Source organism: Acidiphilium iwatense, from assembly GCF_021556475.1.
Lineage (GTDB): Bacteria > Pseudomonadota > Alphaproteobacteria > Acetobacterales > Acetobacteraceae > Acidiphilium > Acidiphilium iwatense.
This window is the reverse complement of record NZ_JAKGBZ010000007.1, coordinates 13,865-38,961: the sequence shown is the minus strand read 5'-3', so window position 1 is coordinate 38,961 and position 25,097 is coordinate 13,865. Positions and strand designations below refer to the sequence as shown.

The 25,097-nt window shown below is 65.5% G+C and carries 28 protein-coding genes and 1 other RNA gene; 14 read left to right on the top strand and 15 right to left on the bottom strand.

Features of this window, described 5'->3' with window-relative positions:
- Positions 1-4 precede the first annotated feature (4 nt).
- The 5 genes from L2A60_RS05355 to L2A60_RS05335 all read left to right on the top strand — a co-directional run bounded on the left by L2A60_RS05355 (position 5) and on the right by L2A60_RS05335 (position 4,515).
- Complete coding sequence (locus L2A60_RS05355; protein ID WP_235703341.1) at positions 5-1,552, top strand: MutS-related protein; 1,548 nt, start codon at positions 5-7, stop codon at positions 1,550-1,552.
- Positions 1,549-3,084, top strand: a complete 1,536-nt coding sequence (locus L2A60_RS05350; RefSeq protein ID WP_235703340.1) for a MutS-related protein — start codon at positions 1,549-1,551, stop codon at positions 3,082-3,084. The genes L2A60_RS05355 and L2A60_RS05350 overlap by 4 nt, the downstream gene beginning before the upstream one ends.
- Positions 3,081-3,638: a hypothetical protein gene (locus L2A60_RS05345; protein WP_235703339.1), complete on the top strand. Its 558-nt coding sequence runs from the start codon at positions 3,081-3,083 to the stop codon at positions 3,636-3,638. Before L2A60_RS05350 ends, L2A60_RS05345 begins: the two co-directional genes overlap by 4 nt.
- 79 nt (positions 3,639-3,717) lie before the next feature.
- Positions 3,718-4,074 carry a DUF190 domain-containing protein gene (locus tag L2A60_RS05340; protein WP_235703338.1) on the top strand — a complete coding sequence of 119 codons (357 nt, stop codon included), beginning with the start codon at positions 3,718-3,720 and terminating at the stop codon, positions 4,072-4,074.
- 24 nt (positions 4,075-4,098) lie between these two features.
- Positions 4,099-4,515, top strand: a complete 417-nt coding sequence (locus tag L2A60_RS05335) for a DUF190 domain-containing protein (protein WP_235703337.1) — start codon at positions 4,099-4,101, stop codon at positions 4,513-4,515.
- Positions 4,516-4,633: 118 nt separating this feature from the next.
- On the opposite strand, the gene L2A60_RS05330 is transcribed toward L2A60_RS05335, so the two are convergent.
- From L2A60_RS05330 to L2A60_RS05320, 3 genes are all read right to left on the bottom strand, one after another.
- Entirely contained in the window at positions 4,634-4,846 is a 213-nt protein-coding gene (locus L2A60_RS05330; protein ID WP_235703336.1) for a hypothetical protein, read from the bottom strand.
- Entirely contained in the window at positions 4,843-5,169 is a 327-nt protein-coding gene (locus L2A60_RS05325; RefSeq protein WP_235703335.1) for an aldo/keto reductase, read from the bottom strand. The genes L2A60_RS05330 and L2A60_RS05325 overlap by 4 nt, the downstream gene beginning before the upstream one ends.
- 98 nt (positions 5,170-5,267) lie before the next feature.
- The gene (locus L2A60_RS05320) at positions 5,268-5,645 is read right to left on the bottom strand and encodes a TIGR02300 family protein (protein ID WP_407932521.1); all 378 of its coding nucleotides are present in this window, start codon (positions 5,643-5,645) and stop codon (positions 5,268-5,270) included.
- Between the two features lie 53 nt (positions 5,646-5,698).
- On the opposite strand from L2A60_RS05320, the gene aroA reads away from it, so the two are divergent.
- The 5 genes from aroA (at position 5,699) to L2A60_RS05295 (ending at position 11,986) form a co-directional block, all read left to right on the top strand.
- Positions 5,699-7,048, top strand: coding sequence for a 3-phosphoshikimate 1-carboxyvinyltransferase (aroA, locus tag L2A60_RS05315; protein WP_235703334.1), 1,350 nt, complete (start codon positions 5,699-5,701; stop codon positions 7,046-7,048).
- A complete protein-coding gene (cmk, locus tag L2A60_RS05310) occupies positions 7,045-7,680 on the top strand; it encodes a (d)CMP kinase (RefSeq protein ID WP_235703333.1) in 636 nt (211 codons plus the stop codon). The genes aroA and cmk overlap by 4 nt, the downstream gene beginning before the upstream one ends.
- A gap of 58 nt (positions 7,681-7,738) precedes the next feature.
- Positions 7,739-9,700 carry a DNA topoisomerase IV subunit B gene (gene parE, locus L2A60_RS05305; protein WP_235703332.1) on the top strand — a complete coding sequence of 654 codons (1,962 nt, stop codon included), beginning with the start codon at positions 7,739-7,741 and terminating at the stop codon, positions 9,698-9,700.
- A gap of 139 nt (positions 9,701-9,839) precedes the next feature.
- The gene (locus L2A60_RS05300; protein WP_235703331.1) at positions 9,840-11,477 is read left to right on the top strand and encodes a pyrroloquinoline quinone-dependent dehydrogenase; all 1,638 of its coding nucleotides are present in this window, start codon (positions 9,840-9,842) and stop codon (positions 11,475-11,477) included.
- A gap of 32 nt (positions 11,478-11,509) precedes the next feature.
- Complete coding sequence (locus tag L2A60_RS05295; RefSeq protein WP_235703330.1) at positions 11,510-11,986, top strand: c-type cytochrome; 477 nt, start codon at positions 11,510-11,512, stop codon at positions 11,984-11,986.
- Positions 11,987-12,031: 45 nt separating this feature from the next.
- On the opposite strand, the gene L2A60_RS05290 is transcribed toward L2A60_RS05295, so the two are convergent.
- From L2A60_RS05290 to L2A60_RS05265, 6 genes are all read right to left on the bottom strand, one after another.
- A complete protein-coding gene (locus L2A60_RS05290) occupies positions 12,032-12,559 on the bottom strand; it encodes a cysteine hydrolase family protein (protein ID WP_235703329.1) in 528 nt (175 codons plus the stop codon).
- 73 nt (positions 12,560-12,632) lie between these two features.
- Complete coding sequence (gene purH, locus L2A60_RS05285) at positions 12,633-14,225, bottom strand: bifunctional phosphoribosylaminoimidazolecarboxamide formyltransferase/IMP cyclohydrolase (RefSeq protein WP_235703328.1); 1,593 nt, start codon at positions 14,223-14,225, stop codon at positions 12,633-12,635.
- Positions 14,226-14,238: 13 nt separating this feature from the next.
- A complete protein-coding gene (locus L2A60_RS05280) occupies positions 14,239-14,724 on the bottom strand; it encodes a CreA family protein (RefSeq protein WP_235703327.1) in 486 nt (161 codons plus the stop codon).
- The gene (locus tag L2A60_RS05275) at positions 14,724-15,851 is read right to left on the bottom strand and encodes a glycosyltransferase family 4 protein (RefSeq protein ID WP_235703326.1); all 1,128 of its coding nucleotides are present in this window, start codon (positions 15,849-15,851) and stop codon (positions 14,724-14,726) included. Before L2A60_RS05275 ends, L2A60_RS05280 begins: the two co-directional genes overlap by 1 nt.
- Entirely contained in the window at positions 15,844-16,860 is a 1,017-nt protein-coding gene (gene galE / locus L2A60_RS05270; RefSeq protein ID WP_235703325.1) for a UDP-glucose 4-epimerase GalE, read from the bottom strand. The genes L2A60_RS05275 and galE overlap by 8 nt, the downstream gene beginning before the upstream one ends.
- A gap of 6 nt (positions 16,861-16,866) precedes the next feature.
- On the bottom strand, positions 16,867-17,535 hold the full coding sequence (locus L2A60_RS05265) for a glutathione S-transferase family protein (protein ID WP_235703324.1): 669 nt from the start codon (positions 17,533-17,535) through the stop codon (positions 16,867-16,869).
- 101 nt (positions 17,536-17,636) lie between these two features.
- Here L2A60_RS05265 and L2A60_RS05260 point away from each other — a divergent pair, with 101 nt between their 5' ends.
- A complete protein-coding gene (locus tag L2A60_RS05260) occupies positions 17,637-17,846 on the top strand; it encodes a hypothetical protein (protein WP_235703323.1) in 210 nt (69 codons plus the stop codon).
- 5 nt (positions 17,847-17,851) lie between these two features.
- Here the strand turns inward: L2A60_RS05260 and L2A60_RS05255 are convergent, their stop codons facing one another.
- From L2A60_RS05255 to ffs, 6 genes are all read right to left on the bottom strand, one after another.
- Positions 17,852-18,547, bottom strand: coding sequence for an SGNH/GDSL hydrolase family protein (locus L2A60_RS05255; RefSeq protein WP_235703322.1), 696 nt, complete (start codon positions 18,545-18,547; stop codon positions 17,852-17,854).
- Positions 18,548-18,566: 19 nt separating this feature from the next.
- Positions 18,567-19,667, bottom strand: coding sequence for an OpgC family protein (locus L2A60_RS05250; RefSeq protein ID WP_235703321.1), 1,101 nt, complete (start codon positions 19,665-19,667; stop codon positions 18,567-18,569).
- Complete coding sequence (gene recR / locus L2A60_RS05245) at positions 19,664-20,257, bottom strand: recombination mediator RecR (RefSeq protein ID WP_235703320.1); 594 nt, start codon at positions 20,255-20,257, stop codon at positions 19,664-19,666. Before recR ends, L2A60_RS05250 begins: the two co-directional genes overlap by 4 nt.
- A 16-nt stretch (positions 20,258-20,273) precedes the next feature.
- Complete coding sequence (locus tag L2A60_RS05240; RefSeq protein WP_235703319.1) at positions 20,274-20,597, bottom strand: YbaB/EbfC family nucleoid-associated protein; 324 nt, start codon at positions 20,595-20,597, stop codon at positions 20,274-20,276.
- A complete protein-coding gene (locus L2A60_RS05235) occupies positions 20,594-22,447 on the bottom strand; it encodes a DNA polymerase III subunit gamma/tau (protein WP_235703318.1) in 1,854 nt (617 codons plus the stop codon). The genes L2A60_RS05240 and L2A60_RS05235 overlap by 4 nt, the downstream gene beginning before the upstream one ends.
- Positions 22,448-22,474: 27 nt before the next feature.
- Positions 22,475-22,572: signal recognition particle sRNA small type (ffs, locus tag L2A60_RS05230), an RNA gene on the bottom strand.
- A 73-nt stretch (positions 22,573-22,645) separates the two neighbouring features.
- Between ffs and nudC the strand changes: the two genes are divergently transcribed.
- The 3 genes from nudC to wrbA all read left to right on the top strand — a co-directional run bounded on the left by nudC (position 22,646) and on the right by wrbA (position 25,084).
- Positions 22,646-23,554, top strand: a complete 909-nt coding sequence (nudC, locus tag L2A60_RS05225; RefSeq protein WP_235703317.1) for an NAD(+) diphosphatase — start codon at positions 22,646-22,648, stop codon at positions 23,552-23,554.
- Between the two features lie 81 nt (positions 23,555-23,635).
- Positions 23,636-24,412: a hypothetical protein gene (locus L2A60_RS05220; RefSeq protein WP_235703316.1), complete on the top strand. Its 777-nt coding sequence runs from the start codon at positions 23,636-23,638 to the stop codon at positions 24,410-24,412.
- A 69-nt stretch (positions 24,413-24,481) separates the two neighbouring features.
- Positions 24,482-25,084 carry an NAD(P)H:quinone oxidoreductase gene (wrbA, locus tag L2A60_RS05215; protein WP_235703315.1) on the top strand — a complete coding sequence of 201 codons (603 nt, stop codon included), beginning with the start codon at positions 24,482-24,484 and terminating at the stop codon, positions 25,082-25,084.
- The last annotated feature ends 13 nt before the right edge of the window (positions 25,085-25,097 follow it).

Sequence of the window (25,097 nt, the reverse complement as noted above, 5' to 3'; positions counted from 1 at the left end):
CTTGATGGCGGAACGAGACGGTATGCATCCGGTCAGCATCCTGTTCCCCGCGATTATGGACGCCATGCCGCCGCCGCAGGATGTTTCGACCCTTTTTGCCGATCTTGCGATCGACCGGATCCTGGCGGCCGTCACGGCAGGATTCGAGGCTTATGATCTCAAGCCGCTGTTCTCCTGCGTACCTCACGACCGGGCAGTGATCGACTACCGGCAGGCCGTGCTGCGCGACACATCCGACCAGACGACCGGTGCCGTGCTCCGCCGTTTCGCCACCGAGATGCGCCGGGTGCGCGAACAAGCTGATTTTGCAGAGAAATCCCACTACCCGCACCAGCAGGCGGCGCGGTTCGTGACCGCCATCGGCCATTACTGTGACGGTCTCGTTGCGCTGGCGGACGGACTTGATGCCTGCTCCCTGTACTCCAAAGGACTCACGACGTTCCGCACGGCGCTGCGCGAGCATGTCGCATCGCCCGGATTCGGCACGCTGCGCGATGGAGTAGCGGAGAACCGCTCAGCACTCGGCGCCATCCGCTATACGGTGCTGATCCGCGACAGCATGGTTACGGTGCGGGATTTCGAAGTGGAGCCCGACTACAACGCGGTGATCGCCGGCCTCTTCGCAAAATTTCAGCAAGGCAGGGTCAAATCCCACGAATTCGAGAGCAACCGGTCGACGGTGACGATGAATCATGTCGAGGCCGAAATCCTCAATGGAGTCGCGCTTCTGAATCCGCCGATCTTCGCGAAGCTTCATGCATTCGTCGCCAGCCACCGAGATTTCATCGATCCGGTGATCCGGCGCTTCGACCGCGAGAGCCATTTCTACATCGTCTGGCTCGACTTCACTGGCCGGCTCGCCGCGAATGGTCTGGATTTCTGCTATCCCGAGCTTGTGGCCGACCATGTGATCCGCGTCACGTCCGGTTTCGACCTCGCGCTGGCGGAGAAGCTGCGCGTGGAAAAGCGGCATGTCGTCACCAACGATTTCCATCTCGAAGACAAGGAGCGCATCTTCGTCGTCACCGGTCCGAATCAGGGTGGCAAGACGACCTTCGCCCGCATGGTCGGCCAGATGCACTATTTCGCCAATCTCGGCTGCACGGTGCCAGGACGATCCGCGCGGCTGCATCTGCTCGACCGGATCTTCGCCCATTTCGAGCGCGAGGAGGTGCTGACCACGCTGCGCGGCAAGCTGCATGACGATCTGGTGCGCATTCGCGCCATCCTCGACGCCGCGACTTCGGACAGCCTCATCGTCCTCAACGAGATCTTCAATTCGACCGCACTGAAGGATGCGAGTTTCCTCGCCGAGGCGGTGCTGCGCCGGATCATTGCACGTGGCGCGCTTGCCGTCTGCGTCACCTTCATGGACGAGCTTTCCGTCCTTGGGCCCGAAACCGTCAGCGTCACCAGCATGGTCCAACCCGACGATCCGGCAGAGCGCAGTTTCAAGGTCGTTCGCCGTCCGGCCGACGGCCTCGCCTACGCGCTCTCCATCGCGGAGAAATACGGCGTCACCTATCGGCGTCTGAAAGAGCGGCGTTCATGAAGGCGCGGCTGATGTTCCCCGCCCGCGACTTCGACCCCGAGGCCCAGCCTCCGGCCGGCATCGCCGATCTCGTGCAGGATCTCGAGATGGAGTCCCTGTTCGCCGCGATGGCGGACGGCGACAAGTTTCTCGGCGAGATCGCGCACAAGGTCGTGCTCACCGGCTTCCGCAACGATCGCGACACGATTCGCCATCGGCAGGACGTTCTGGACGATTGCATTGCGCATGAGAACCTGATTCGCACGCTCTATGAACTGGCAATGGCGCCATTGGAAGTGCTGCGCAAGAACCTGTTTTTCGGCCTGACCAGCCGGCACCCCGAAATCACCCTGAGCGGCGCGGTTCGGCTTCTGCAAGGGCTGCGCGGGGTGATCGGCCAACTCGCCGACTTCGCGACACACCATGCCGAGACGTTTCGTGCTAGTGGGTTGCGCCGGCTTTGCGCCGTGCTGATGCGCGAGCTTGATTCCGATTATCTCGCCATGGTTGATCAACACTTGGCTCAGTTGCATTTTCGCTCCGGCGTGCTGTTCAGCGCTTCGCTGGGCCCCGGCAATAAAGGCCAGGACTATGTGCTGCGCCATTTCGTGCCGCGGCGCTGGGGCTGGCTCAAGGATTTGTTACAGAGCGGACCGCCAAGCTATCATTTCGCCATTGATCCGCGTGACGAAGCTGGGGGGCGCGCGCTCTCCGAACTGCGCGATGAAGCGCTGGCGGAGACCGCGCAGACGATGGCGCAGGTATGCGATCATATCCTCGACTTTTTTGCAATGCTTCGAGCTGAGCTCGGATTTTATATCGGCTGCCTCAATCTCCGCGCCCATCTGGCCACGAAGCGGGCACCGATGTGCCAGCCCGAGATTGCTCCACCCGGCGAGCAGTGGCTCGAATTCACCGATCTGCGCGATCCCTGCCTGTCGCTGGCGATCGAAGGGGAAGTCGTTGGCAATGATTGCGCGGCGGATCATGCGGCATTCGTGATGATTACCGGCGCCAATCAGGGTGGCAAATCGACCTTCCTGCGCAGTATCGGGCTTGCGCAAATGATGATGCAGGCGGGAATGTTCGTCACCGCTCGGCGCTTTTCCGCCGATTTGCGCGATGGCGTGTTCACCCATTACCATCGACGCGAGGATCCGGGTCTGAATAGCGGCAAGTTCGACGAGGAGCTGCGCCGGATGAACCGCATCGTCGATCGGGCGGGCCGGGCGCCACTGTTCCTGTTCAACGAATCCTTCGCCGCGACCAACGAGCGCGAGGGCTCGGAGATCGCTCGCCAGATCGTCACCGCGCTGATCGAGACCGGGGCGCGCGTCATTTTCGTGACCCACATGTACGCCTTCGCCGAAGCGTACATGAAGACAAACAAGGTCACGGTTCGCTTCCTCCGCGCCGAGCGCGAGGCGGACGGGCGACGCAGTTTCCGTATTCTGCCAGGAGAGCCGCTTTCGACCAGCTTCGGTCGTGATCTCTATCGGCAGATCTTCGGCGAAGACGGCAACGACCCACAGAGCATGGGAATAGCCCCATGACCGAACCAGCCATGGCGCCTGCGGCCTATGAGCAGCTGAAGCTCGAACTCGCCGCGCTGCTGCGCGTTCATCGCGCAGCCCCAGGGCCGCCTGCCACGCTCAGGGGCGAACTGCTTGCACGGCTTGCTGCGCTACGGGTTTCGCTTCATCGACACGCCGGGCCTCGGCTCCTCCATCGAGGTCAATGCGCGCACGACTCGGGATTTCTTGGCGCGGCGGATGCGTTCCTGATCGAGGGTCGCACGCAATCCTTCCTGGTCGCGATGGTGCGGCGCGTGCGTGACCTGCTCGCTTCCGCCGGCGATCAGGCTGGGCTCGGTCAGTTCGATGTCATCGCCGCGCGGGTCGAAGCGGCGGCGATCGACGATCAAACGACGTGCGAACCCGGCTCGGCTGCGCTGGTCTGCCTGCCGCATCTGCCGCACCTACTCGCCATGTTGCCGCCGGAGCGGCGGGAAGCCGCGCATGACGCGATCCGCGTGCTTGCTGGCGATCCACACGCCTGGCCGACGCTGGGAAAACGCGAAAATACTTTTCTTGACGATTTTAGCTGACAGAGCCGGCGTGACGGCATTAGCTGATTACAATGTCGTCGCTCGGGCCAGTTCGACCCGAACTGAAGGGAGAGCCACGATGCGCATCATGGAGGACGCCGTCCTGCTCAGGATCTTCCTGGGCGACGACGACATGAAAGATGGCCAGCCGCTCTATCGCGTGCTGCTCGAAACCGCGATGAGGGAGGGGCTGGCCGGCGGCACGGTGCTACCCGCGCCGATGGGCTTCGGCCTTTCGCGCAACTTGCGTTCGGGACTGAACCCCGATGCCGGGGCGCGCATGCCCATCGTGGTCGAGATCATCGACCTGCCTGAGAAGATCGACGCCTTCCTGCCTGTGATCGAGCGGATGATCGAGTCCGGCATGGTCACTATGGAGGCGCTAAAGGCGCGGAAGCTGGTCCCCGTCGCGCCACGCGGCACAACGTCCGTCTGAACCAGAAAAACCACGAGGAAACCCATGGATGTTCCACATGAAGCCCTGCTGCTCCGCATCTACACGAGTTCGGCCGACCGCTACGGGCTGAGTTCGCTGTTCGTCGCCATCGTCAACACCGCTCGCGAGCACGGGCTTGCCGGTGCGACGGTGCTGCGCGGCCCGATGGGCTTCGGCCACACGAAGCGCCTGCACGAAGGCCATCTCCTGCCGTTTTCCGACGACTACCCTGTGATCATCGAGATTGTTGATTCCACGCACAAGATCGAGGCATTCCTGCCGGTGCTCGACCAGATGATGCAGAGCGGCCTCGTCACCATCGAGCGGGCCCGCGTGCTGCACTACGGACGGATGAAGGCTGGCTGGCTCGAACGGGTCCGTCAGCAATTTTCGCATGGCACGCATCCTGTTTCTCCTAAAAACCGCTCGGCATCGAACTGACGTCCACGCTGAAGCCCAACGGCCATTCTGTTGCTTGGCCGGCAGAGTGCAAGTCAGGAAACCCACGAATACGGGATGAGGGGCCCGATAACAGCCAATTCGGCTCAACGATGACTATCTATTCTTTCCCGACAAGTTTGAAGGGACCGAAATCAGCAGCTCCCAGTTCCCGGATTGTTCGCAGTCGGGACGCCAGCCTGGAAAAATCGCGTGGGGCCGCGCTCGCCCGGTTCAGGGTTTCGATCGCGGTGTCGGACAATGCAAGACTCGCCGCCTTCACCAGATCGTCCAGTTGCGCGAGGCTGGTGGCACTGGCGATCGGCGCGGTCACGCTCGGCCGCGCGGGCTGGCCTTGGACAGTTTCCTGCCATCCGGCCCCTTCGCCATGCCGACCTTGGTGGCAATGACGACGGAGTTTCGCCCGCCGTTGCACTTCAGCCAGTTGCCGATCGCGGTTTCCGATTCGCCGCCTTGATGCCCCGGCACCCAGGCACAATAGACATCCGCCGTGTCGATGGCGTTGAGCCCGGCCTCGCGCAGCTCGTCGAACAGCTTGAACGAGGCCGGCTCGTCGGCGGTCCAGCCGAACACGTTGCCGCCGAACATGACGGGCGGGACGGCGATGCCGGACCGGCCGAGCGCGCGCTGTTTCATCTTGTCGTCTCCATGATTGCCGGACACGGCATGGTTCGGCAACGCAGGGGCTACAAGCGCCTTATCACGGATACACGCGAAATGCCGGAATCAGGCGGTTAGTGCTCGGTCTCGTCGGGGTCGCGCTCGACCTCGATATCGCCCTCGATCGCGTCGGCATCGTCGTCGAGATCCTCGGTATCCTCCAGGATGTCCTCGTCCGCCGCGTCGTCCGCCGCGTCGACCTCGACATCGTCGCCCGGTACGACCGCGGCCTTTACCGGCTTCTTGACGTCTTCCGGCATCGAAGCGGCCCGCTTCAGCTTGGGCTGTTCGATCGGCTGCTCGGTCCCGCATTTCGGGCAGATCGCGGGCTGCCTGCCGAGGTCGAAGAACCGCGCGCCGCAGGACACACAGGTATGTTTGTCGCCAAGTTCCGGCTTCGCCATCACAGCCTCTTGCAGGTTCGGAAACGATCCATTCAGGGCGGGCGCCATGCCATCCATCTTCACCTATGTCAAACCGCGCGCCCCGTGCTAAGCGCCCAGCGATGAACGCAGAAACCCCGATCCCCCATCGCGCCCGCCGGCCGGCCGCACCGCTGGCCGGAACCATCGCCGTGCCGGGCGACAAGTCGATCTCCCACCGCGCGCTGATGTTCGCCGGCCTTGCCATCGGCGAGACCCGCATTACCGGCCTGCTCGAAGGCGAGGACGTGCTGCGCACGGCGGCGGCGATGCGCGCTTTGGGCGCCGAGGTCGCGCGGCTGGACGACGGCGCATGGCTTGTCGCCGGTCCGGGGTTAGGCGCGCTGCGCAGCCCGGACGACGTGCTCGACATGGGCAATTCCGGCACGGCGGCGCGGCTGCTCTGCGGCATCCTGGCGAGTCACGATATTTTCGCGGTGATGACCGGCGACGCCTCGCTGCGCCGCCGGCCGATGCGCCGGGTGATCGAGCCGCTCGCCGCGACCGGCGCCGGCTTCGCCGCCCGCCCCGGCGGCCGCCTGCCGCTCGCGGTCACCGGCGCCGCCGAGCCGTTGCCGCTATCCTATCGCCTGCCGGTCGCCTCGGCACAGGTAAAATCGGCCCTGCTGCTCGCCGGACTCAACGCGCGCGGCGTCACCGAAATCGAGGAACCGGAACCCACGCGCGACCATTCGGAAAACATGCTCCGGCATTTTGGTGCCTCGATCGACATCCACACCCAGGGCACCGGGCGGCTGATCCGCCTGCGCGGTCAGCCCGAGTTGCGCGCGGCGGATATCGTGGTGCCCGGCGATCCCTCCTCAGCTGCGTTCCCGATCGTCGCCGCCCTGCTGATCCCCGGCTCGCGCATCACCATCGAGGGGGTCGGGCTCAATAAGCTGCGCACCGGCCTGTTCGCCACGCTGCGCGAAATGGGCGCCGACATCACCGTCATCAATGCGCGCGAGGCGGCCGGCGAGAAGGTCGGCGACCTGATCGTCGCCGCCTCGGCGCTGCGCGGCGTCGACGTGCCGGCGGACCGAGCACCGTCGATGATCGACGAATACCCGATCCTCGCGATCGCCTGCGCCTTCGCGCGCGGTCCGTCCCGCTTGCGCGGCCTCGCCGAGTTGCGGGTCAAGGAGAGCGACCGCCTCGCCGCCACGACGGACATGCTGCGCGCGAACGGCGCTTCGGTCGCGATCGAGGGCGACGATCTCGTCATCGTCGGCGGTGCCAATCGCCTCGGCGGCGGCCTGGTGACCACGCAGATGGACCACCGGCTGGCAATGAGCGCGCTGGTGCTCGGCCTCGCCGCCGACGCGCCTGTGACGATCGACGATGCGCGCTTCATCGACACCAGTTTCCCCGGCTTCATCCCGCTGATGCGTAGCCTCGGCGCCGATATCGCGGCGGAGGGCGCGCCAGCATGAAATCGATCGTCATCGCGATCGACGGCCCCGCCGCGTCCGGCAAGGGCACGCTGGCCCGCCGGCTCGCGGGCGCGTTCAATCTGCCCTATCTCGACACCGGCCTGCTCTACCGCGCGGTCGCGCGCCGGGTGCTCGACCACGGCGCCGACCCTGCCGACGCCGAGGCCGCGACCGAGCAGGCGCGCACTCTCAACCGGGTCGATCTCGAACGCGACGATCTGCGCACCAAGGAGGTCGATCTCGCGGCCAGCGCGGTCGCCTCGATCGCCCCGGTGCGCGCCGCCCTGCTCGATTTCCAGCGCGATTTCGCCCAGGTTTCCGGCGCCGTGCTCGACGGGCGGGATATCGGCACCATCGTGTTCCCGAAAGCGGACGTGAAGCTGTTCATCACCGCCTCGCTCGACGTCCGCGCCGAACGGCGCTTCGCCGAACGCAAGGCCCAGGGTGTGGCGACCACCCTAGAGGCCGTGCGTGCCGATCTCGCCGCACGCGACGAAGCCGACCGCACCCGCGCAGCCGCACCGCTGCGCCCCGCGAGGGACGCGCACCGGCTCGACACCAGCACCCTCGATGCCGATCACGCCTTCGCCGCCGCCGCTGCTTTGGTGAACCAGGCTCTGTCCAAGGGGTAACATCGACATCGCTGCCCGCCTAGCTTAATCGAGCAAGGCATCAACAACAGGAGCGACGGTGAACGATCTGTTCGAGCAATCGGCGCAGACCAGCGCCTATTCCGCCAAAGACATCGAGGTTCTGGAGGGGCTGGAGCCGGTGCGGCGCCGGCCCGGCATGTATATCGGCGGCACCGACGAAGCCGCGCTGCACCACCTCGCGGCCGAGTTGCTCGACAACGCGATGGACGAGGCCGTCGCCGGCCATGCCACCATGATCGAAATGAGCCTCGCCCAGGGCAATCTACTGGCGGTGCGCGACAACGGGCGTGGCATTCCGGTCGATCCGCACCCCAAGTTCAAGGACAAATCGGCGCTCGAAGTGATCCTGACCACCCTGCATTCGGGCGGCAAATTCTCCGGCAAGATCTACAATACCTCGGGCGGCCTGCACGGCGTCGGCAGTTCGGTGGTCAACGCGCTGTCCGAACGGCTGGAGGTCGAGGTCGCGCGCGACCGCGTGCTGTGGAAGCAGGATTATGCGCGCGGCAAGCCGCTCACCAAGCTGATCAATGCCGGCCCGGCGCCGAACCGGCGCGGCACGCTGTTCCGCTGCGTTCCCGACCGCGAGATTTTCGGCGACCATGCCTTCAGCGCGAAGCTGCTGTACCGGATGTGCCGTTCGAAAGCCTATCTGTTTCGCGGCGTGCGCATCCGCTGGTCGTGCGACCCGGCGCTGATTCCGGCGGGGTCCGATATTCCAGCCCAGGCGGAACTGCATTTCCCCGGCGGACTCGCCGATTCGCTGGCCGAGGAACTGGGCGCGGCGCCCAGTCTGGTGGCGCCGGTCTGGGCCGGCGAGGCCGATCTGCCCGAGGCCGCGGGGCGCATCGAATGGGCCTGCGCCTGGCTCGATAACGGCGACGCCTCGCTCGCGACCTATTGCAACACCATCCCCACCCCGCTGGGCGGCACTCACGAAGCCGGGTTTCGCGCGGCTCTGCTGAAAGGCTTGCGCGGCTTCGCCGAGGCGCGCGGCAACAAGCGGGCTAGCGTGGTGACCGGCGATGACATCACCGGCACCCTGGCCGCGAAGCTCTCGCTGTTCATCCGCGACCCGCATTTCCAGGGCCAGACCAAGGAAAAACTCACCTCGCCCCTGGCGCAAAAAGTGACCGAGGCGGCGCTGCGCGACCGGTTCGAGCACTGGCTGGCCGGCGACCCGGCGAGTGCGGACAATCTGCTCGCCTATGTCGTCGAGCGCGCCGAGGAGCGTATCCGCCGCCGCGAAGCGAAGGACACGCCGCGCAAATCGGCCACGCGGCGGCTACGCCTGCCCGGAAAACTCACCGATTGTTCGCGCGAATCGCGCGAGGACACCGAGATTTTCCTGGTCGAGGGCGATTCCGCCGGCGGCTCGGCCAAGCAGGCGCGCAACCGCGAAACCCAGGCGGTGCTGCCGCTCCGTGGCAAGATCCTGAACGTCGCCTCGGCCTCCACTGAGAAATTGCGCCAGAACCAGGAATTGAAGGACCTGATCGAGGCGCTCGGCTGCGGCGTGGGCGAGCGATTCCGGCTCGATCAGCTTCGCTACGGCCGCATCATCATCATGACCGACGCCGATGTCGATGGCGCGCATATCGCCTCGCTGCTGATGACGTTCTTCTACCGCGAGCTGCCCGAGCTGATCCGGGCCGGTCATGTATTTCTGGCCCAGCCGCCGCTGTTCCGGCTGACCCAGGGCGGCAAATCGGTCTATGCGATGGACGATGCCGAGCGCGACCGGCTGGTCAAATCGGCGTTCAAGACCGGCGCGAAAGTGGAGATCAGCCGGTTCAAGGGGCTGGGCGAAATGCCGCCCGCGATCCTCAAGGACACCACGATGGACCCGGCGAAGCGCACCCTGCTGCGGGTGATGGCGCTGCCGGAAAACCGCGCCGAAACCGCCGAGATGGTGGAAAGCCTGATGGGCCGCAAGCCGGAATTGCGGTTCCGCTTCATTCAGGACCGCGCGGCGAGCGCTGGCGAGCTGGATGTTTAGCAAGGTCGGGGTGCGCCCGGCCGGGACGGATATATCCCGCTTGGCGAGACGAAATTCCTCGCCTAGCGAAAAAGTTCTTCCATGATTCCCCCATTTGAGTCAGAGTGAATCCACTGCTCAGCTAAACGGGGGAATTCCGATGCACCTCAAATCGCCTGAGTACGTCCGAAAAATCGCGACGCTGGTTTCCCTTCTGCTCGCCGCCCCGGCAGCCTTCGCGGCAAGCCCTAGCGGATGGACCACCTACGGATACGATTATGCCAATACCAGGCATGTATCCTTCTCCCAGATCAATCCGCAAAACGTCAAATCGCTCGCGCCCGCCTGGACATTTCAGACCGGAATCCCGGGGTCGTTCGAGGCATCGCCGATCGTCGTCGGCAAGACCATGTACCTGACCAGCGCGAATGACGGCGTTTTCGCGCTCGACGCGGCGACCGGGACCCTCAAGTGGAAATACCTGCCGAAACTCGGCTTCACCTCGTTCTGCTGCGGTCCGGTCAACCGGGGCGTTGCCGTGGCATCGGGCAAGGTGTTTGTCGCGACCCTCGACGGACGGCTGATCGCCCTCGATGCCCGCTCCGGCAAGCCGGTATGGAGCGCCGTTGTGGGCGACCCCAAGCACGGGTTCAGCGAGACGCTGGCTCCCCTTGCCTGGAGTGGGATGGTCTATGTCGGCAGTGCGGGCGGCGAATACGGCATCAGGGGATCGGTGACGGCCTATGCGGCGGCGACCGGGAAGGAATTGTGGCGCTGGTGGACGACCTCGAAAAACTGGGAAGGCAAATACCGCACCGCGGTTCATGGCATTTCGTTGCATCGCGACATCGCCAAGGAAAAAGCCGATGCCGCGAAATATGCCGATGCCTGGAAGCACGGCGGCGGCCCGGTCTGGACGACGCCGTCGCTCAGCGCCAGGCAGGGAATCCTGTATTTCGGGACCGGCAATCCCGCGCCCCAGCTCATCGGGTCGCACCGGCCTGGTGACAATCTCTATACCGATTCGATCGTGGCGCTGAACGCCCATACCGGGAAAATGCAATGGTATTACCAGGAAACGCCGCATGACGTCTGGGATTATGACGCGACCAGCCCGACCGTGCTGTTCAAGGCCCGCGACGCCAAGGGACAGATGGTTCCGGCGATCGGCCAGGCCGGAAAGACGGGGTGGTTCTATGTCGTCAACCGCAAGACCGGCAAGCTGATCCGGGTCTCCCAGCCTTTCGCGCCCAATAGCACGATTTACCAGAAACCCGGACCGAACGGCAGCCTGATCGAACCCGGAGCGCTGGGCGGCGCGAACTGGTCGCCGGTGTCCTACGACCCCGCCACGCATCTCGTGTTCGTCGCCAGCATCGTGCAGCCCCGATTCGACAAGCCGCTGCCTTACGCCGAATGGAAAAGCGGCGGCGCGCGATGGGCGGGCAGCCGCGAGCAGGTTCTGCCGACCGAGCCCGGGTCGGGCACGTTCACCGCGATCGATGTCGATACCGGGCGGATCGCCTGGCAGTATAAAAGCCCGCAGCCGATGATCGGCGGTTCGCTGTCCGCCGGCGGACTCGTGTTCGTCGGCGAAAACAACGGCATGCTCGATGCCTTCGCGGCCAAGACAGGCAAGCTGCTGTGGCAGCATCAATGCGGGGCCGGGGTCAATGCGCCGCCCATCGCCTATCAAATCGCCGGGAAGGAATATATTACCGTCGCGGCGGGGGGAAACCTGCTTCTGAATACCAAGCCCGGTGATTCCGTCATCACCTTTGCGCTGCCGAAACATTGACACGAATCTCGTCTCGAAGATTGGAGGCCGCGATGAATGATCGCCATCCCTCAACGCCTTACTACGCAGTCTCCCGGCGCGGGAACTTCCGGCCCGCAACATTCGCCGGTGCGCTGATCCTGTCGCTCGGCTTGACCGGGCTCGCCGCTGCCGCCTGCGCGCCGAGCAGCGGCGATTACACGGCGCAGCAAGCGGCGGCGGGCAAGAGTGTCTATGACGCCCATTGCGCCGCCTGCCACGCCAGCAACCTGAGCGGCGCGTCCGGCCCCGCGCTCGCCGGCGGAAGCTTCGCGTCCTATCTGCAATTCACCAAGATGACCGCCGGGCAGTTGTTCGACTACATGTCCGCACATATGCCGGCGAACGCTCCCGGCAGCCTGAGCAAACCGGACTATCTGAACGTGCTTGCCTATATTCTTCAGGTCAACCACTACCCCGCGGGCAAGACGCCACTTTCGGCCAAATCCGCCGCCTGCACGCCGATGGTGCCCTATCCCGGCTCGCACTGACCGAAGGCACGATTCGTAAACGTCGTTGCGATTCCCGACCCTGAGTCAATCGCCGAACCGGACCGCCTCGGCTTGGCGCACCGCGACGAAACCGCCATTCAGCGTCGCGTTGTGATGTCGGATGATCGCGGCGGCCGGCATGGCGTCGCTGTCGAAGGTGGTGTGCGCATCGCCGATCAGCGTGACCTCAAGCCCCCGTTCGAAGGCGGAGCGGCAGGTCGTGTCGATGCAATATTCGGTCTGCATGCCGCAGACCGCGACCCGCCCGATCCCCCAGGCCGCCAGCAGATCGGCGAGATCCGTCTCCTGGAACGCGCTGCAGAAGCGCTTGACTACGACCGGCTCGCCGTCTCGCGGCGCGAGTTCCGGGCGGAACGCGAAGCCCGGCTCGCCGCGCGCCAGCACGTCGCCCGCCCCGCCGTCATGCTGCACGAAGATCACCGGCACCTTGGCGGTCCTGGCGGCGTCGATCAGCCGCGCGATCCGCCCGACTACGGCCTCGCCCTCATGCGGCTGCACCGCCGGATCGGCGAACATGCCGCATTGCACGTCGATGACTAGTAGCGCGTCCATCTTTCCTCCAAATCGCCTGTTCAATCCAGGGTTTTTCAATCCGGCGCAGTTTTAGACATCCGTGGCATCGACCTCAATGCCGGAAATGCCGCATTCCGGTGAACACCATGGCAATCCCCGCCCGGTCCGCCGCCGCGATCACCTCGGCGTCGCGGATCGACCCGCCAGGCTGGATCACCGAAGTCGCCCCGGCCGCGATCGCCGCTTCCAGCCCGTCGGCGAACGGGAAGAACGCGTCGGACGCGACGACCGAGCCCGCGATCGCATCGCCGCCCTTCAGCGCCGCGATCCGCGAACTGTCCACCCGGCTCATCTGCCCGGCGCCGATCCCCGTCGTCGTCCCCGCGCGGGCGTAGACGATCGCGTTGGATTTCACGTGCTTGGCGACCCGGAACGCGAAAATCATGTCCTCGAACTCGGCGTTGCTCGGCGCGCGCTGGGTCACCACCGTCAGCGCCTCGCGCGTCACCCGCCCGGCGTCGCGCGATTGCGCCAGATACCCGCCGGCGACGCTGCGGAACGCGAGCCCCGGCGCCGCCGGGTCGGGCAGCCCGCCCGCGATCAGCAACCGCAGGTTCTTCTTTTTCGCGAGCAGCGCGATCGCCTCGGGCTCGGCATCCGGCGCGATGATCACCTCGGAAAAAATCTCCGCCATTTTCGCAGCCGACACCGCATCCAGCCTGCGATTCACCGCGATGATCCCACCAAACGCGCTCACCGTGTCGCAGGCCAGCGCCCGGTCCCAGGCACTCGCGAGATCCGCCCCCAGCGACACGCCGCACGGATTGGCGTGCTTGACGATCACCACCGCCGGCCGGTCGAACTCGGCGACGCATTCATAGGCGGCATCGGTGTCGTTGATGTTGTTGTAGGACAGTTCCTTGCCCTGCACCTGCCGCGCGGTGGCGACGCCGTGCCGCTCGCCGGTCGCGTAGAAGGCGGCAACCTGATGCGGGTTCTCGCCATAGCGCAGCGCCTGGCGCTTCAGCCCGGCGATCGCGAGGCGCGCGGGAAACACCTCGCCGGTCTGCGGCGGCACCGTCTCGCTCATCCGCAGATCGGGGTCGGCATCGCCATTTCGGGCGGTGAACCAGGTGGCGATCGCCGCGTCGTAGCTCGCGGTGCGGGTATAGGCGGTCGCCGCGAAATGGCGCCGCTGCGCCAGCGTGGTTCCTCCCGCATCGAGGGCTGCGATCAGATCGGGATATTGCGCGGGATCGGTCAGCACCGCGACGAAATCGTGGTTCTTCGCGGCGGCGCGGATCAGCGCCGGCCCGCCGATATCGATATTCTCGACGCATTCGGCGAACTCGGCGCCTTTCGCGACGGTCTGCTCGAACGGATAGAGGTTGACCACCACCAGGCCGATCGGCGCGATACCGTGCTGTGCCATCTGCGCGACATGTTCCGGCAGATCGCGCCGGCCCAGAATCCCGCCATGGATTTTCGGCACCAGGGTCTTCACCCGCCCGTCCAGCATTTCGGGAACGCCGGTGTAGTCCGCCACCTCGACCACCGGAACCCCCGCATTCCGCAGGGTCCGTGCCGAGCCGCCGGTGGACAGGATCTCCACCCCCTTGCCCGCCAGCGCCCGGCCGAGCTCGACCAGCCCGGTCTTGTCGGATACCGAAATCAGCGCCCGTTCGATCGCCACCACGTCGCTCATCACACTGACCTTCCTAACCGCTCACCGGCACCGCCGAGACTGCATTGGCCGGCGAGCCATGGATGATTTTCGTGCTGATCAGGAGATAAACCAGCGCCTTGTGGTCGGGATCGACCAGCCGGTACAGGTTGAAATGCTTGACCAGAAACGAAGCCGAAATCGCCGCGATCTGCTTCTTGCGCGGCAACCCGGCCGGAATCGTCACCTTCCCGGTCGCGACGCAGGAGAGGCCGAAGCGCGAGGGATCGGTCGCGACCCCGAGGCTGCCCTTCACCCCGCCGGTTTTCGCGAAACTCGCATAGCAGGCGACGTTCGGGATTTTCGGATCGTCCAGCCGTTCGACGACGACCTTGTCGTTGGCGCCGAACAGCCGAAAATTGGTCGAAACCGCGCCCACCCGCGTCTCAGCCCGCGCGACGCCTATCGTCGCGCCAAACATCATAGATGCCGCGCCGATCAACGCCGCCGCCATCACGCATCCAGCCAGAAACCGCCGCATCATGAAACTCCCTGTCCGATCGCGCGTTCATAGACCGCAAGCGTCCGGTCGCAAACAACCGAATCGGCAAACTTCCGCTGCGCCCGCGCCCGGCCGGCCGCACCCAGGCGCGCGCGCAGCGAGGCATCGCCGATCAACCGGGCCAGAGCCTCCGCCAAAGCCCGCGCATCGCGCGGCGGCACCAGCAATCCGGTCTCGCCGTCGATCACCGCATCCCGGCAGCCGGTTACATCGGTCGCCACACAGGGCAGGCCCGACGCCATCGCTTCGAGCAGAAATTTCGGCAGACCTTCCCGGTAGGACGGCAGACAGGCGATATGCGACGAGGCCAGCAAACCGGCCATGTCGTCGCATTTGCCGATCCAGCGAACGCCCCGCGCCGCCCGTATTTCTTCTCCGGTCAGCGACGCCGGGTTCCCCGGATCGGGCGCGCCCGCGAGGATGAAGTCGGCGTCCAGACCCCGATTGTTCAGGATTTGGGCGGCTTCGATGAACTCGATGACCCCCTTGTCGCGCAGCATCCGCGCACCGAGCACCACCCGCACCGGCTCCGATGGCGGTTCATGGGGGCGGAATCGGGCGAGATCGACCCCGGCACCGGGAATCAGCACCGCGTTTTCGCGCCGCACCGCGCCAGAGGCGACCATCGCCGCCCGGTCCTCGTCATTCTCGAACACCGCATAGGCGCCGCGCGCGCCGATCGTGGCGCGCAGCGCCATCCGCACCAACGGCCGCAACAGGCGCGCCTTCGGCGTGTCCGAGGCGAACACGAACCCTTGCCCCACCGGCGCGTTGACGATCGCCGGCACTTTTGCGATCCGCGCAGCGATGCTGCCCAGCAGAATCGGCTTGAGCGCAACGTGATGCACCAGATCGGGCCGCAGATTTCGGTACTGGGTCACGATGTTCGCGAGGAGCAAAAATTCCGCCGCCGGGTTCAGCCGGGCGCGGACGAAATCCACTCCGATCACCGAAAACCCATCTTCCCGTAGCGCAGCCGCCGTCTCGCCCGCTCGCGTCAGCACCGAAATGCGCCATCCCGCATCACGCGCAGCCCGTGCCCGCGCCAGAAAATGCGAGGCAAAAAACCAGTCCTCGCCGATCAGATAAACGAGATGCTTATTCACCGTTGGTCAGCGCGGCGCGGCTCTGCCAGCGCCACGCGTCCCGGCACATGTCCTCGACGCCGCGCCCGGCACGCCAGCCCAGCAAATCGGCGGCCAGAGACGGATCGGCGTAGCATTCCGCGATATCGCCGGCCCGTCGCGGCGCGATCTTGTAAGGAACTTTTACGCCGGTCGTCGCCTCGAACGCCGCGACCATTTCCAGCACCGAATATCCCACCCCGGTGCCGAGATTGACGGCGAAATCGCCGTCCCGCGCCAGCACCCGCCGCAACGCCGCCTCGTGCGCCTCGGCCAGGTCCATGACATGGATGAAATCGCGCACCCCGGACCCATCGCGCGTTTTGTAATCGGCGCCGAACACGTTGAGATGCGGCCGTTTCCGCTCCGCCACCTGACACAGATACGGCATCAGATTCGCCGGCTCGCTGCGCGGCTCCTCGCCGATCAGCCCCGACGGATGCGCCCCCACCGGATTGAAATAGCGCAGCACCGCCGCCGCATCCATCACCCCGGTGCGCACCAGATCGGTGATCATTCCCTCCATCACCAGCTTGGTGCGACCATACACATTGGCCGCCCGCAGCGCGGCATCCTCGGCGATCGGGCAGCGATCCGGCTCGCCATATACCGTCGCCGAGGACGAAAACACGATCCGTCCGACGCTCGCGCGCCGCATCGCCGATAACAGCCGCACCGTGCCGACGATGTTCGCATCATAGTACAATAGCGGGTCCGCCTCGCTCTCGCCCACCGCCTTCTTTGCCGCGAAATGGATCACGGCATCGACCGGAAACGCCGCCAGGGCCGCCGCCATCGCCGTCTCGTCGCGAATATCCGCCTCGATCAACGGCACCGTCATGCCGGTGATCCGCCGTAGCCGCTCCGGCACGTCGCGCGCCGCGTTCGAGAAATTATCCAGCAGAACAACATCGTAGCCGCGCTCCAGCAGCACCACCGCCGTATGCGACCCGATGAACCCCGCCCCACCGGTCAATAATATGCGCGCCATGTCCGATCAGAAATCGAGATCGGCGTAGTGCGGCGGCGGCGCAATGCCGGAGACCCGGTCGGCCAGCAGAGCGCGGAAGGACGGGCGAGATTTCATCCGCGCGTACCACTCCTTCGCCGCCGGAGCGATCGACCAGTCGATATCGCCGATGAAATCGAGCGCCGAGAGATGCGCGGCGGCGGCGAAATCGGCGAGCGACAGATTGGCGCCGGCCAGCCATTTCCGGGTTTCGGCAAGCCAGCCGATATAGGCAAGATGGGTGCGCAAGGCCGCGTAGCCTTCCCGCAGCCGCGCCGCGTCGGGCGCGCCGCGCCTGGACGCCTGCTTCATCACCTTCTCGTAGAGCAAATTGCGCGAGACCTCCTGGGCGAACCGCTCGTCGAACCAGGCGGCGACGCTGCGGATCTCCACCCGCTCGCCCAGCGTGCGGCCGACCAGGCAGATATCGGGATAGGCTTCGTCGAGATATTCGCAGATCGTATTGGAATGCGGGATGACGAGGCCGTTATCCTCGGTCAGGGTCGGCACGGTGCCGGCCGGGTTCATCGCCAGATAGTCCGGCCGGCGCTCCCAGGTCTTTTCGACGCGCAATTCGAAGGGCAGGCGCTTTTCCGCCAGAACCAGCCGGACCTTGCGCGCATAGGGCGATAACGGGAGATGATAGAGGATTCGCATGTCCCGCCTTATGGCACCTAGCGTTCATGACGCAAGCATTTGCCGGAAAATGCACCTTAAGATCGATGGCGTTACGGGTTCCGTTAACCCATTTTTAAGAAATGACGATTATCCTCATCATCATGATTTCAGCCGTTACCCTCTCCGCGTTCGCCTCGCCGATCGGACCGACCGCTCTCGGCACACCGCCCTTGCGCATGGCGCCCACCATCGGCCCGCGGCCCACCTCCTCCGGGCTGCCGCCGGCACCCCCGTCACCCGTCGGCTCCGGGCCTTCGCCACGCGGGTCGCTGCTCAATCTTTCCGTATGACGTCCCTACCGCACCGCATCGGTGATCGACCGTGCCAGGGCGGCGGCGGTACAGGCGTAGCCGCGATCGTTCATGTGCAAACCATCGGATGCCAGGAAATCGTCGAGCCGGGCGCCGGAAGCTTGCCACGCCCGCATCAGCGCGTCGCGCGAGAACAGGCTGGCATGATGGCGCCGCGCGAGCCGGGCCAATGCCGCATTGATCCGGGCATTCTCGGGCGAGGCGAGCAGGTGGTGCGAGCGCTGATTGTCCATCAGCACGATATCCGCGCGGGCATGGCGGAGCCGGCGCAGCCCGCGCCGCACCAGCAGGCTGAATTGCCCGACCGGTTCGCGCCGTGCGGCGGCATTGGCGCCAACCTGCCAGATCACCACGGTCGGGCGCAGGGCTAGCACGTCGCGCGCCATCCGCGCATCCTCGCGCCGCGCATCCTCGCCGCTGATGCCGCGATTGATCACGCTGATCTCGGCCCCCGGTAGCGCGGTCGCAAGATCGTCCTGCAATTCGGCGGGATAGGAATCGGCGATGTCATGCGCCATCGCGCCCCAGGTCGAGGACGAGCCGAGAGCGGCGATCACCACCGGCTCGCCCGCCATCAGCGCGGCTTTCAGATGCGGGAGTGCAAGTTGCTGCACCGGCGCCGGCGGACAGGCGGGCGGCGCCGCCCATACCGCCGCTGGCAGGAGCAGAAACGGGAGCAAAAGACTAAGGGTGTGTACCCTAACCAGCCGGTTTCGCATCTTTCACCTTGTACCACGCGCCGATCGCGGCGACCGCGAACAGGGCGGCAAGCCCCGCGAGATTGACGATGATCTGCGAGACCCAGCCGGGGTCGCGCTCCAGTGCGACCCGTCCGGCGAAGGAGAGCAGAATGCTGGCGCAATAGGTGTTCAGCCCGTGCTGGCCGATCAGCACGAAGACCGATCCGACGCGCCCGGAAAGAAACGCCGCCCCCGGCGGCACGTAGCGCGCGGCAAGCCAGGCGAGCGCCAGAATCGAGGCCAGCCGATACGGATGCAGGCCGGTCTTGTCGATATCGCGGATCAGCGGGCGGATCGCCGGCGGCACATGCCGGGCGAGCGACGGCTCGATCCAGGTGGTGAGCAGGATCGCGAAGCCCACCGCCAGCAGCAGCACCGCGACGATATCGGTGGACACTCCAGGCAGGTTCGGTCGCCCGAAACGCGCGAACAGCATTCCCAGCACGAACAGGAACTGCCAGGTAAACGGATTGAAAAACCAGCCATGGCCGCTCCAGGTCGGCAGGTTCCAGCCAAATATCCGCGCGCCGGCATAGAGCGCAAAACTCGCCGCCAGCAGAATCCGGGGCCGGCGGAGCAGAATCAGGAACGGCGCGACGCCGCCCATGATCACCACATAAAGCGGCAGCACGTTGAGAAAGGCGGGCTGGTAGAGCATCGGCACCGCCTCCGCCATCGCTGCCAGCGGCGCCTTCGCCAGATGAACGAGGCCGATCTGGGCGATATACTCGGGATGGCCGAAGAGCGCGGCACACACCGCCACTTCCGCGACGAAGATCGCGAACAGGAAGATATGCGCGATATAGAGCGTCCAGGTGCGCTTCCACATATCAGCCCCGGCCGAGATCGGCCCGACCCGGTCTAGCTTGCGCCCATAGACCAGAGCGGCGGCATAGCCGGCGAGCAGGATGAAAATCTCGGTCGCGTCGTTCAGGGCGAGGTTGCGCACGGTGAAGCGCGCCAGCGCATCGTGCGGAATGTGGTCGAGAAAAATGCAGAACAGGGCGATGCCGCGAAAGAAATCGACCCGAAGATCGCGGCCACTCCGAACCAGCGTCACCCCGGCACCGCGCGCCTTGCCGACATCGCCAGGGCCAGCGTGCCCTCGTCGAGAATTTCGATGCTGCCGCCCACCGGCACGCCCTGCGCCAGCCGCGTCACCGGAATCGCGAAGGATTTGATCCGCTCGGTCAGATAATGCGCGGTCGATTGGCCATCCACCGTCGCCGGCAACGCCAGGATCACCTCGCGCACCGATCCGTCGAGCCGGGCCATCAGTTTCGGCACCCCCAGTTGCTCGGGCCCGCGCCCGCCGATCGCCGACAGTAGGCCGCCCAGCACATGATAGCGCCCGCGATAGATCGACGCCCGCTCCAGCGCCCATTGATCGGCGACGCTCTCGACCACGCAAATCATCGGTTCGCGGCCCGGATCGCCGCAGATCGCGCAAGGGTCGCGGCTGTCCAGGCCGCCGCACACCGAACACACCCGCACCCGCTCCGCCGCCACGCTCAGCGCGCCGATCAGCGGCAACAGCCGCTGCTCGCGTTCGCTCAACAGCCGCAACGCGATTCGCCTCGCGGAACGCGGCCCCAGACCGGGCAATCGCGCCATCAGCCCGATCAAGGTCTCGATCTCAGGGCCGGTCATGGACGGAGCAAGGATGTCAGAACGGCAGCTTGAGCCCCGGCGGCAGGCTCATGCCGCCGGTGGCTTTCTGCATTTCGGCGGCGGTGACGGATTCGAGTTTGGATTTGGCGTCGCGGTGGGCCGCAACGATAAGGTCCTGGAGCATTTCGGCGTCGTTGGGGTCGAGCAGTTTCGGATCGATCGCGGCAGATTTGAGTTCGCCCTTGCCAGACAGGGTCAGGCGGACCAGTCCGGCGCCGGATTCGCCCTGGATTTCGATCGCTTCCAGCCGCGCCTGCATCTCCTGCATGGTCTGCTGCATCTGCTGGGCCTGCTTCATCAATCCGGCGAGGTTTTTCATCGATCAATCTCCATGTCGGCGGGGTAGTCGCTGTCGAAATCCTCATCGGATATTGGCGGCGGCTCGGCAAGCGGGACGGATGCGGAGTCGGGTTCGGCTTCAGGTTTCTCGCGATGCACGCTCTCGACCTTCGCGCCCGGAAACGCGGCGAAAATCGCCTGCACCAGCGGGTGGGCGAGCGCATCGGCGCGGGCGGCGTCGAGTGCCGAGGCTTCGGCTTCGGCGAGGCTGGGCGCACCCGCCTCGCGCGAGAGGGCGATGGTCCAGCGCCGGCCGGTTTCGGCCTCGAGAAGTGCGGCCAGCCGCGAAGCAAGGTCGCGCGGCGCGGCGGGCGACAGGTTGAGTTCGATCACCGGCGGCGCGAACCGCACCAGCCGCGCATCGTGGCGCAGATGGGCGGAGAGCCAGGCATCGCGTTTCGCGCCGGCGAGGGCGACGACGTCCTCGAATCGCGCGAGACTCGGGGACGCACCGGGCGCGGCATCGGCGATCGGCGGACCGTTGACCACGGCGCGCGCGCCGGGGCCTGGGTTTGATCGCGATATCGAGGGCGGCGTTTTGGTTGCGGCGGTTTCGCCGGAAAGCCGGCGCACCAACTCGCCCGGCGGCGGCAGATCGGCGACGAAGCACAGGCGGACCAGGATCATCTCGGCAGCGGCGCGCCGGTCGGTCGCCTGTTCGACCTCGCCAATGCCCTTGAGAAGCATCTGCCAGAGCCGGCCGAGCCAGGGGATCGAAAGCTGCTCGGCCAATGCCGCGCCGCGCGTGCGTTCCAGCTCCGGCAGGCTGCCGCCATGGGCGAGCGAGGGGATCGATTTCAGCCGCGACAGCGTATGCGCGAGACCGAGCAGATCCTGCATCAGCATGACCGGATCGGCGCCGCGCTGATGCGCGCGGTCCATCACACCGAGCGCTTCGGCAACAAGGCCGCCGGCGACCGCTTCGATCAGGTCGAACACGAAGCCGCGATCGGCCAGGCCGAGCATCTCGGCAACCAGCGCGCCGGTAATGACCGCGCCGTCGTCAGCGCCGCGCGCGATTGCCTGATCGAGCAGCGACAATCCGTCGCGCACCGAGCCGTCGGCGGCGCGGGCGATGGCATCCAGCGCTTCGGGCTCGATCGCGATCGATTCCCGCGCGGCGACCCGGCCGAAATGGGCGGTCAGCACGTCGACCGGCACGCGCTTGAGGTCGAAGCGCTGGCAGCGCGACAGAACGGTGACCGGCACCTTGCGGATCTCGGTGGTGGCGAACACGAATTTCACGTGCGGCGGCGGTTCTTCCAGCGTTTTCAGCAACGCGTTGAATGCGTTGCGCGACAGCATGTGAACCTCGTCGATGATGAACACCTTGGTCCGCGCGATCATCGGGCGGAATCGCGTCGCTTCGATGATTTCGCGCACGTCGTCGACGCCGGTATTCGATGCCGCGTCCATCTCGATCACGTCCGGGTGGCGATCGGCGAGGATGGCGACGCAATTGTCGCACACGCCGCACGGGTCGGGTGTCGGCCCGCCCTGCCCGTCCGGCCCGGTGCAGTTCAGCGCGCGAGCGAGGATGCGCGCCGTGGTGGTCTTGCCGACCCCGCGCACGCCGGTGAGCATGAAGGCATGGGCGATGCGGCCCATGGCGAAAGCATTGCGCAGGGTGCGGACCAGCCCGTCCTGGCCGATCAGATCGTCGAAATTGGTGGGGCGATATTTACGGGCGAGAACCCGGTAGGCTTGCGCATGGACCGGCTCAGGCTCCGGCATCGGGAGTTCGTCGTTGAACAGCGAGGGGCCGCTCGGCGGCGGCACGTCCGCCGGCTGACGGCCATTCGCATCGTCATCGTCGAACAGACCGGCCATGCGACTCCGATGCGGCTAAGGGAGTGGGTGGGAGACCGGGTCCGCGACCCGTGCGGAAACTCGTTGCGGCTGCTGCCTTCCGGCCCTGACCGGGTTGGCGAGGTGCGCGTCCGCGGCCGGCCTCCCGCCTCTCATATCCGATCTTTGACCGGGTTTGGCAAGGTTGCCGAGCGCTTTCCCCGGTGCCAGTTTCGCGCCATGCCCGATACCATCCTTCCCAATACGCTGCTCTACAGTTCCTCGGCGCTCGACCGCGCGGCCCATCATCGGACCGATGCGACGTGGATCGGCGGCGCCCGCGCCACGTCGGGGGCACGATTCGTCGTCCATTGGCACGGCAAGCTGCTGATCGAGACGGAACCGTCGCCCCACGCGGTGTTGGATGTCCGACCGCGCGATGCCTCGCTCCCCGCGAGTTTCCTCGGCCTGCTGCACGGCTCGCCGGTATTCGCCGTCGATCTTTCGGACGAAGATTCGCCGCTGAATGCACTGATCGGCGCCCATGGCGATTTTCTGGAACTGCGCGGCCTTACCGCGACCTTGCCGGAGGACGAAGCCGGGCTGCTCGCGACCGCGCGCGGCCTGCTCTACTGGCAAACCCGCGCGCGGTTCTGCGGGATTTGCGGCGGCGCCTGCATCGCCGAGCGCGCCGGCCACGCCATGCGCTGCACGCAATGCGGCGCCGAACATTTCCCGCGCACCGACCCAGCAGTGATCATGCTGATCGAGCGCGGGGAGCGGGTTCTGCTCGGCCAGTCCCATAAATTTCCGGTGGAACGCAATTTCTTCTCGACCCTCGCCGGCTTCGTCGAACCGGGCGAGAGCCTGGAGGACGCGGTGCGCCGCGAGGTGGCCGAGGAGGTCGGCGTGCGGATCGGCGCGGTACGCTATCTCGGCAGCCAGCCCTGGCCGTTTCCGGCGTCGCTGATGCTCGGCTTCCGCGCCGAGGCGACGACCGAGGATATCGTGCTGGATGTGGAGGAAATGCGCGCGGCGCGCTGGTTCAGCCGCGCCGATATCGAGAACCGCAAATCCGCCGGCTTCAACCTGCCGCCCAGGGACTCCATCGCCCGCAGGCTGATCGAGGATTGGATGGCGGAAGGCTGAGCCAAGAAACTTGCGACATTCGCACCAAGGCGCTTCTTCATCTAAATCCCCGTTCATGAACAACACATATGGAAACCGTTCATGAATCGTTACCTGGCCCTCATTCCGCTTGGTCTGCTCTCGGCATGCGCTGCTCAGCATCTTGGCGTCACGCCGGCGTCGACCGTCCAACTGGAGTTGCCGGTTGCCAAGCCGAGGCTGTACACCGTCACGATCGGGTCACCGACACCGATCGGACAGCAGACGCCGCTCATGGATATGGTGGTCGGCGCACTGACCGCGGCCAACGCCATCGACAAGGAAAACCAAGCGGGTTCGCGCCCGGATCGATTGACCGCCATGATCGGCAGCGAGGGTGACGATTTTTACGTAAGCTATGTCCTTGATGTTCAGTCCTTGCTGCGGGCTAACCGGCAGATCGTCTCGATCGTCGATCCTTCAGGCCAGAAGCTCATTCTTTCTCCTGCCCCGCATCCGGCTGGAACCGGCGAAATCGCTGAAACTCAACCCGCCGATCCGCCGCGTGCCCTTATCGTGGCGCCTCGATCTCGGCCGGTGCAAGCGGCCGAATGGATCGTCAGGCTGAGCCATGTCGAGATCGGCTATAACGCGCCGGGGATCGCGGATTATTTCAAACCCACGGCGAGCGCTGATGTGGCGCTGGTCAGCGGGCCGCCCGGAAGCAAGCTCCGTTCGATCCCGATTTCCGTCTCCGTTCCAACCGGCAAATATCATTTCTTTACATTTCAGGGCATCCTCAAACATCCCAAGGCTGCGAGGCAGGGTCTTGGCGTAGCCACCGAACGTCTTGCCAGGGAAACGGCGGTTGCGATCGAGGCGCGAAATCCCGCGCATTGAAATATCGTTTGATATCGAATAAATCCCATCCTATATGACGCGCATCGATCAATCGCAAGGAGCGGAAAAATGGCGAAAATCCTGGTTCTTTACTATAGCACGTGGGGACACATAGAAACGATGGCTGGCGCCATCGCGGAGGGTGCGAAAGGCGTGGCCGGCAGTGAGGTCACGATCAAGCGGGTGCCGGAGACCATGCCGGAAGAGACCATCAAGGCGATCCACGCCAAGACCGACCAGGCGGCGCCAATCGCCAAGCCGGAGGAGCTGGCGGAGTACGACGCGATCATTTTCGGCACGCCGACCCGGTTCGGCAATATGTGCGGCCAGATGCGCAACTTCCTCGACCAGACCGGCGCGCTCTGGACCAAGGGCTCGCTGATCGGCAAGGTGGGGTCGGTATTCGCCAGCACCGCGACCCAGCATGGCGGGCAGGAAACCACCATCACCTCGTTCCACACCACGCTGCTCCATCAGGGCATGGTCATCGTCGGCCTGCCTTATTCCAATCCCGGCCTGACCAACATGGACGAAATTACCGGCGGCACGCCCTATGGCGCGACCACGCTCTCGAAGGGTGACGGCTCGCGGATGCCGAGCGCCAATGAACTCACCCTCGCCCGCGCGCAGGGCAAGCACGTCGCGGAAATCGCGGCGAAACTGGCGCGTTAATGAAAGACGGCGG

Coding starts and splice junctions, on each gene's coding strand:
- L2A60_RS05240 (WP_235703319.1), bottom strand. CDS start 20,597: ATGAAAAACCTCGCCGGATTGATGAAGCAGGCCCAGCAGATGCAGCAG.
- recR (WP_235703320.1), bottom strand. CDS start 20,257: ATGACCGGCCCTGAGATCGAGACCTTGATCGGGCTGATGGCGCGATTG.
- wrbA (WP_235703315.1), top strand. CDS start 24,482: ATGGCGAAAATCCTGGTTCTTTACTATAGCACGTGGGGACACATAGAA.
- L2A60_RS05220 (WP_235703316.1), top strand. CDS start 23,636: ATGAATCGTTACCTGGCCCTCATTCCGCTTGGTCTGCTCTCGGCATGC.
- aroA (WP_235703334.1), top strand. CDS start 5,699: ATGAACGCAGAAACCCCGATCCCCCATCGCGCCCGCCGGCCGGCCGCA.
- nudC (WP_235703317.1), top strand. CDS start 22,646: ATGCCCGATACCATCCTTCCCAATACGCTGCTCTACAGTTCCTCGGCG.
- L2A60_RS05320 (WP_407932521.1), bottom strand. CDS start 5,645: ATGGCGCCCGCCCTGAATGGATCGTTTCCGAACCTGCAAGAGGCTGTG.
- L2A60_RS05280 (WP_235703327.1), bottom strand. CDS start 14,724: ATGCGGCGGTTTCTGGCTGGATGCGTGATGGCGGCGGCGTTGATCGGC.
- L2A60_RS05345 (WP_235703339.1), top strand. CDS start 3,081: ATGACCGAACCAGCCATGGCGCCTGCGGCCTATGAGCAGCTGAAGCTC.
- L2A60_RS05340 (WP_235703338.1), top strand. CDS start 3,718: ATGCGCATCATGGAGGACGCCGTCCTGCTCAGGATCTTCCTGGGCGAC.
- L2A60_RS05355 (WP_235703341.1), top strand. CDS start 5: ATGGCGGAACGAGACGGTATGCATCCGGTCAGCATCCTGTTCCCCGCG.
- purH (WP_235703328.1), bottom strand. CDS start 14,225: ATGAGCGACGTGGTGGCGATCGAACGGGCGCTGATTTCGGTATCCGAC.
- galE (WP_235703325.1), bottom strand. CDS start 16,860: ATGGCGCGCATATTATTGACCGGTGGGGCGGGGTTCATCGGGTCGCAT.
- L2A60_RS05325 (WP_235703335.1), bottom strand. CDS start 5,169: ATGAAACAGCGCGCGCTCGGCCGGTCCGGCATCGCCGTCCCGCCCGTC.
- L2A60_RS05335 (WP_235703337.1), top strand. CDS start 4,099: ATGGATGTTCCACATGAAGCCCTGCTGCTCCGCATCTACACGAGTTCG.
- L2A60_RS05265 (WP_235703324.1), bottom strand. CDS start 17,535: ATGCGAATCCTCTATCATCTCCCGTTATCGCCCTATGCGCGCAAGGTC.
- L2A60_RS05350 (WP_235703340.1), top strand. CDS start 1,549: ATGAAGGCGCGGCTGATGTTCCCCGCCCGCGACTTCGACCCCGAGGCC.
- L2A60_RS05290 (WP_235703329.1), bottom strand. CDS start 12,559: ATGGACGCGCTACTAGTCATCGACGTGCAATGCGGCATGTTCGCCGAT.
- L2A60_RS05295 (WP_235703330.1), top strand. CDS start 11,510: ATGAATGATCGCCATCCCTCAACGCCTTACTACGCAGTCTCCCGGCGC.
- L2A60_RS05260 (WP_235703323.1), top strand. CDS start 17,637: ATGACGATTATCCTCATCATCATGATTTCAGCCGTTACCCTCTCCGCG.
- cmk (WP_235703333.1), top strand. CDS start 7,045: ATGAAATCGATCGTCATCGCGATCGACGGCCCCGCCGCGTCCGGCAAG.
- L2A60_RS05235 (WP_235703318.1), bottom strand. CDS start 22,447: ATGGCCGGTCTGTTCGACGATGACGATGCGAATGGCCGTCAGCCGGCG.
- L2A60_RS05300 (WP_235703331.1), top strand. CDS start 9,840: ATGCACCTCAAATCGCCTGAGTACGTCCGAAAAATCGCGACGCTGGTT.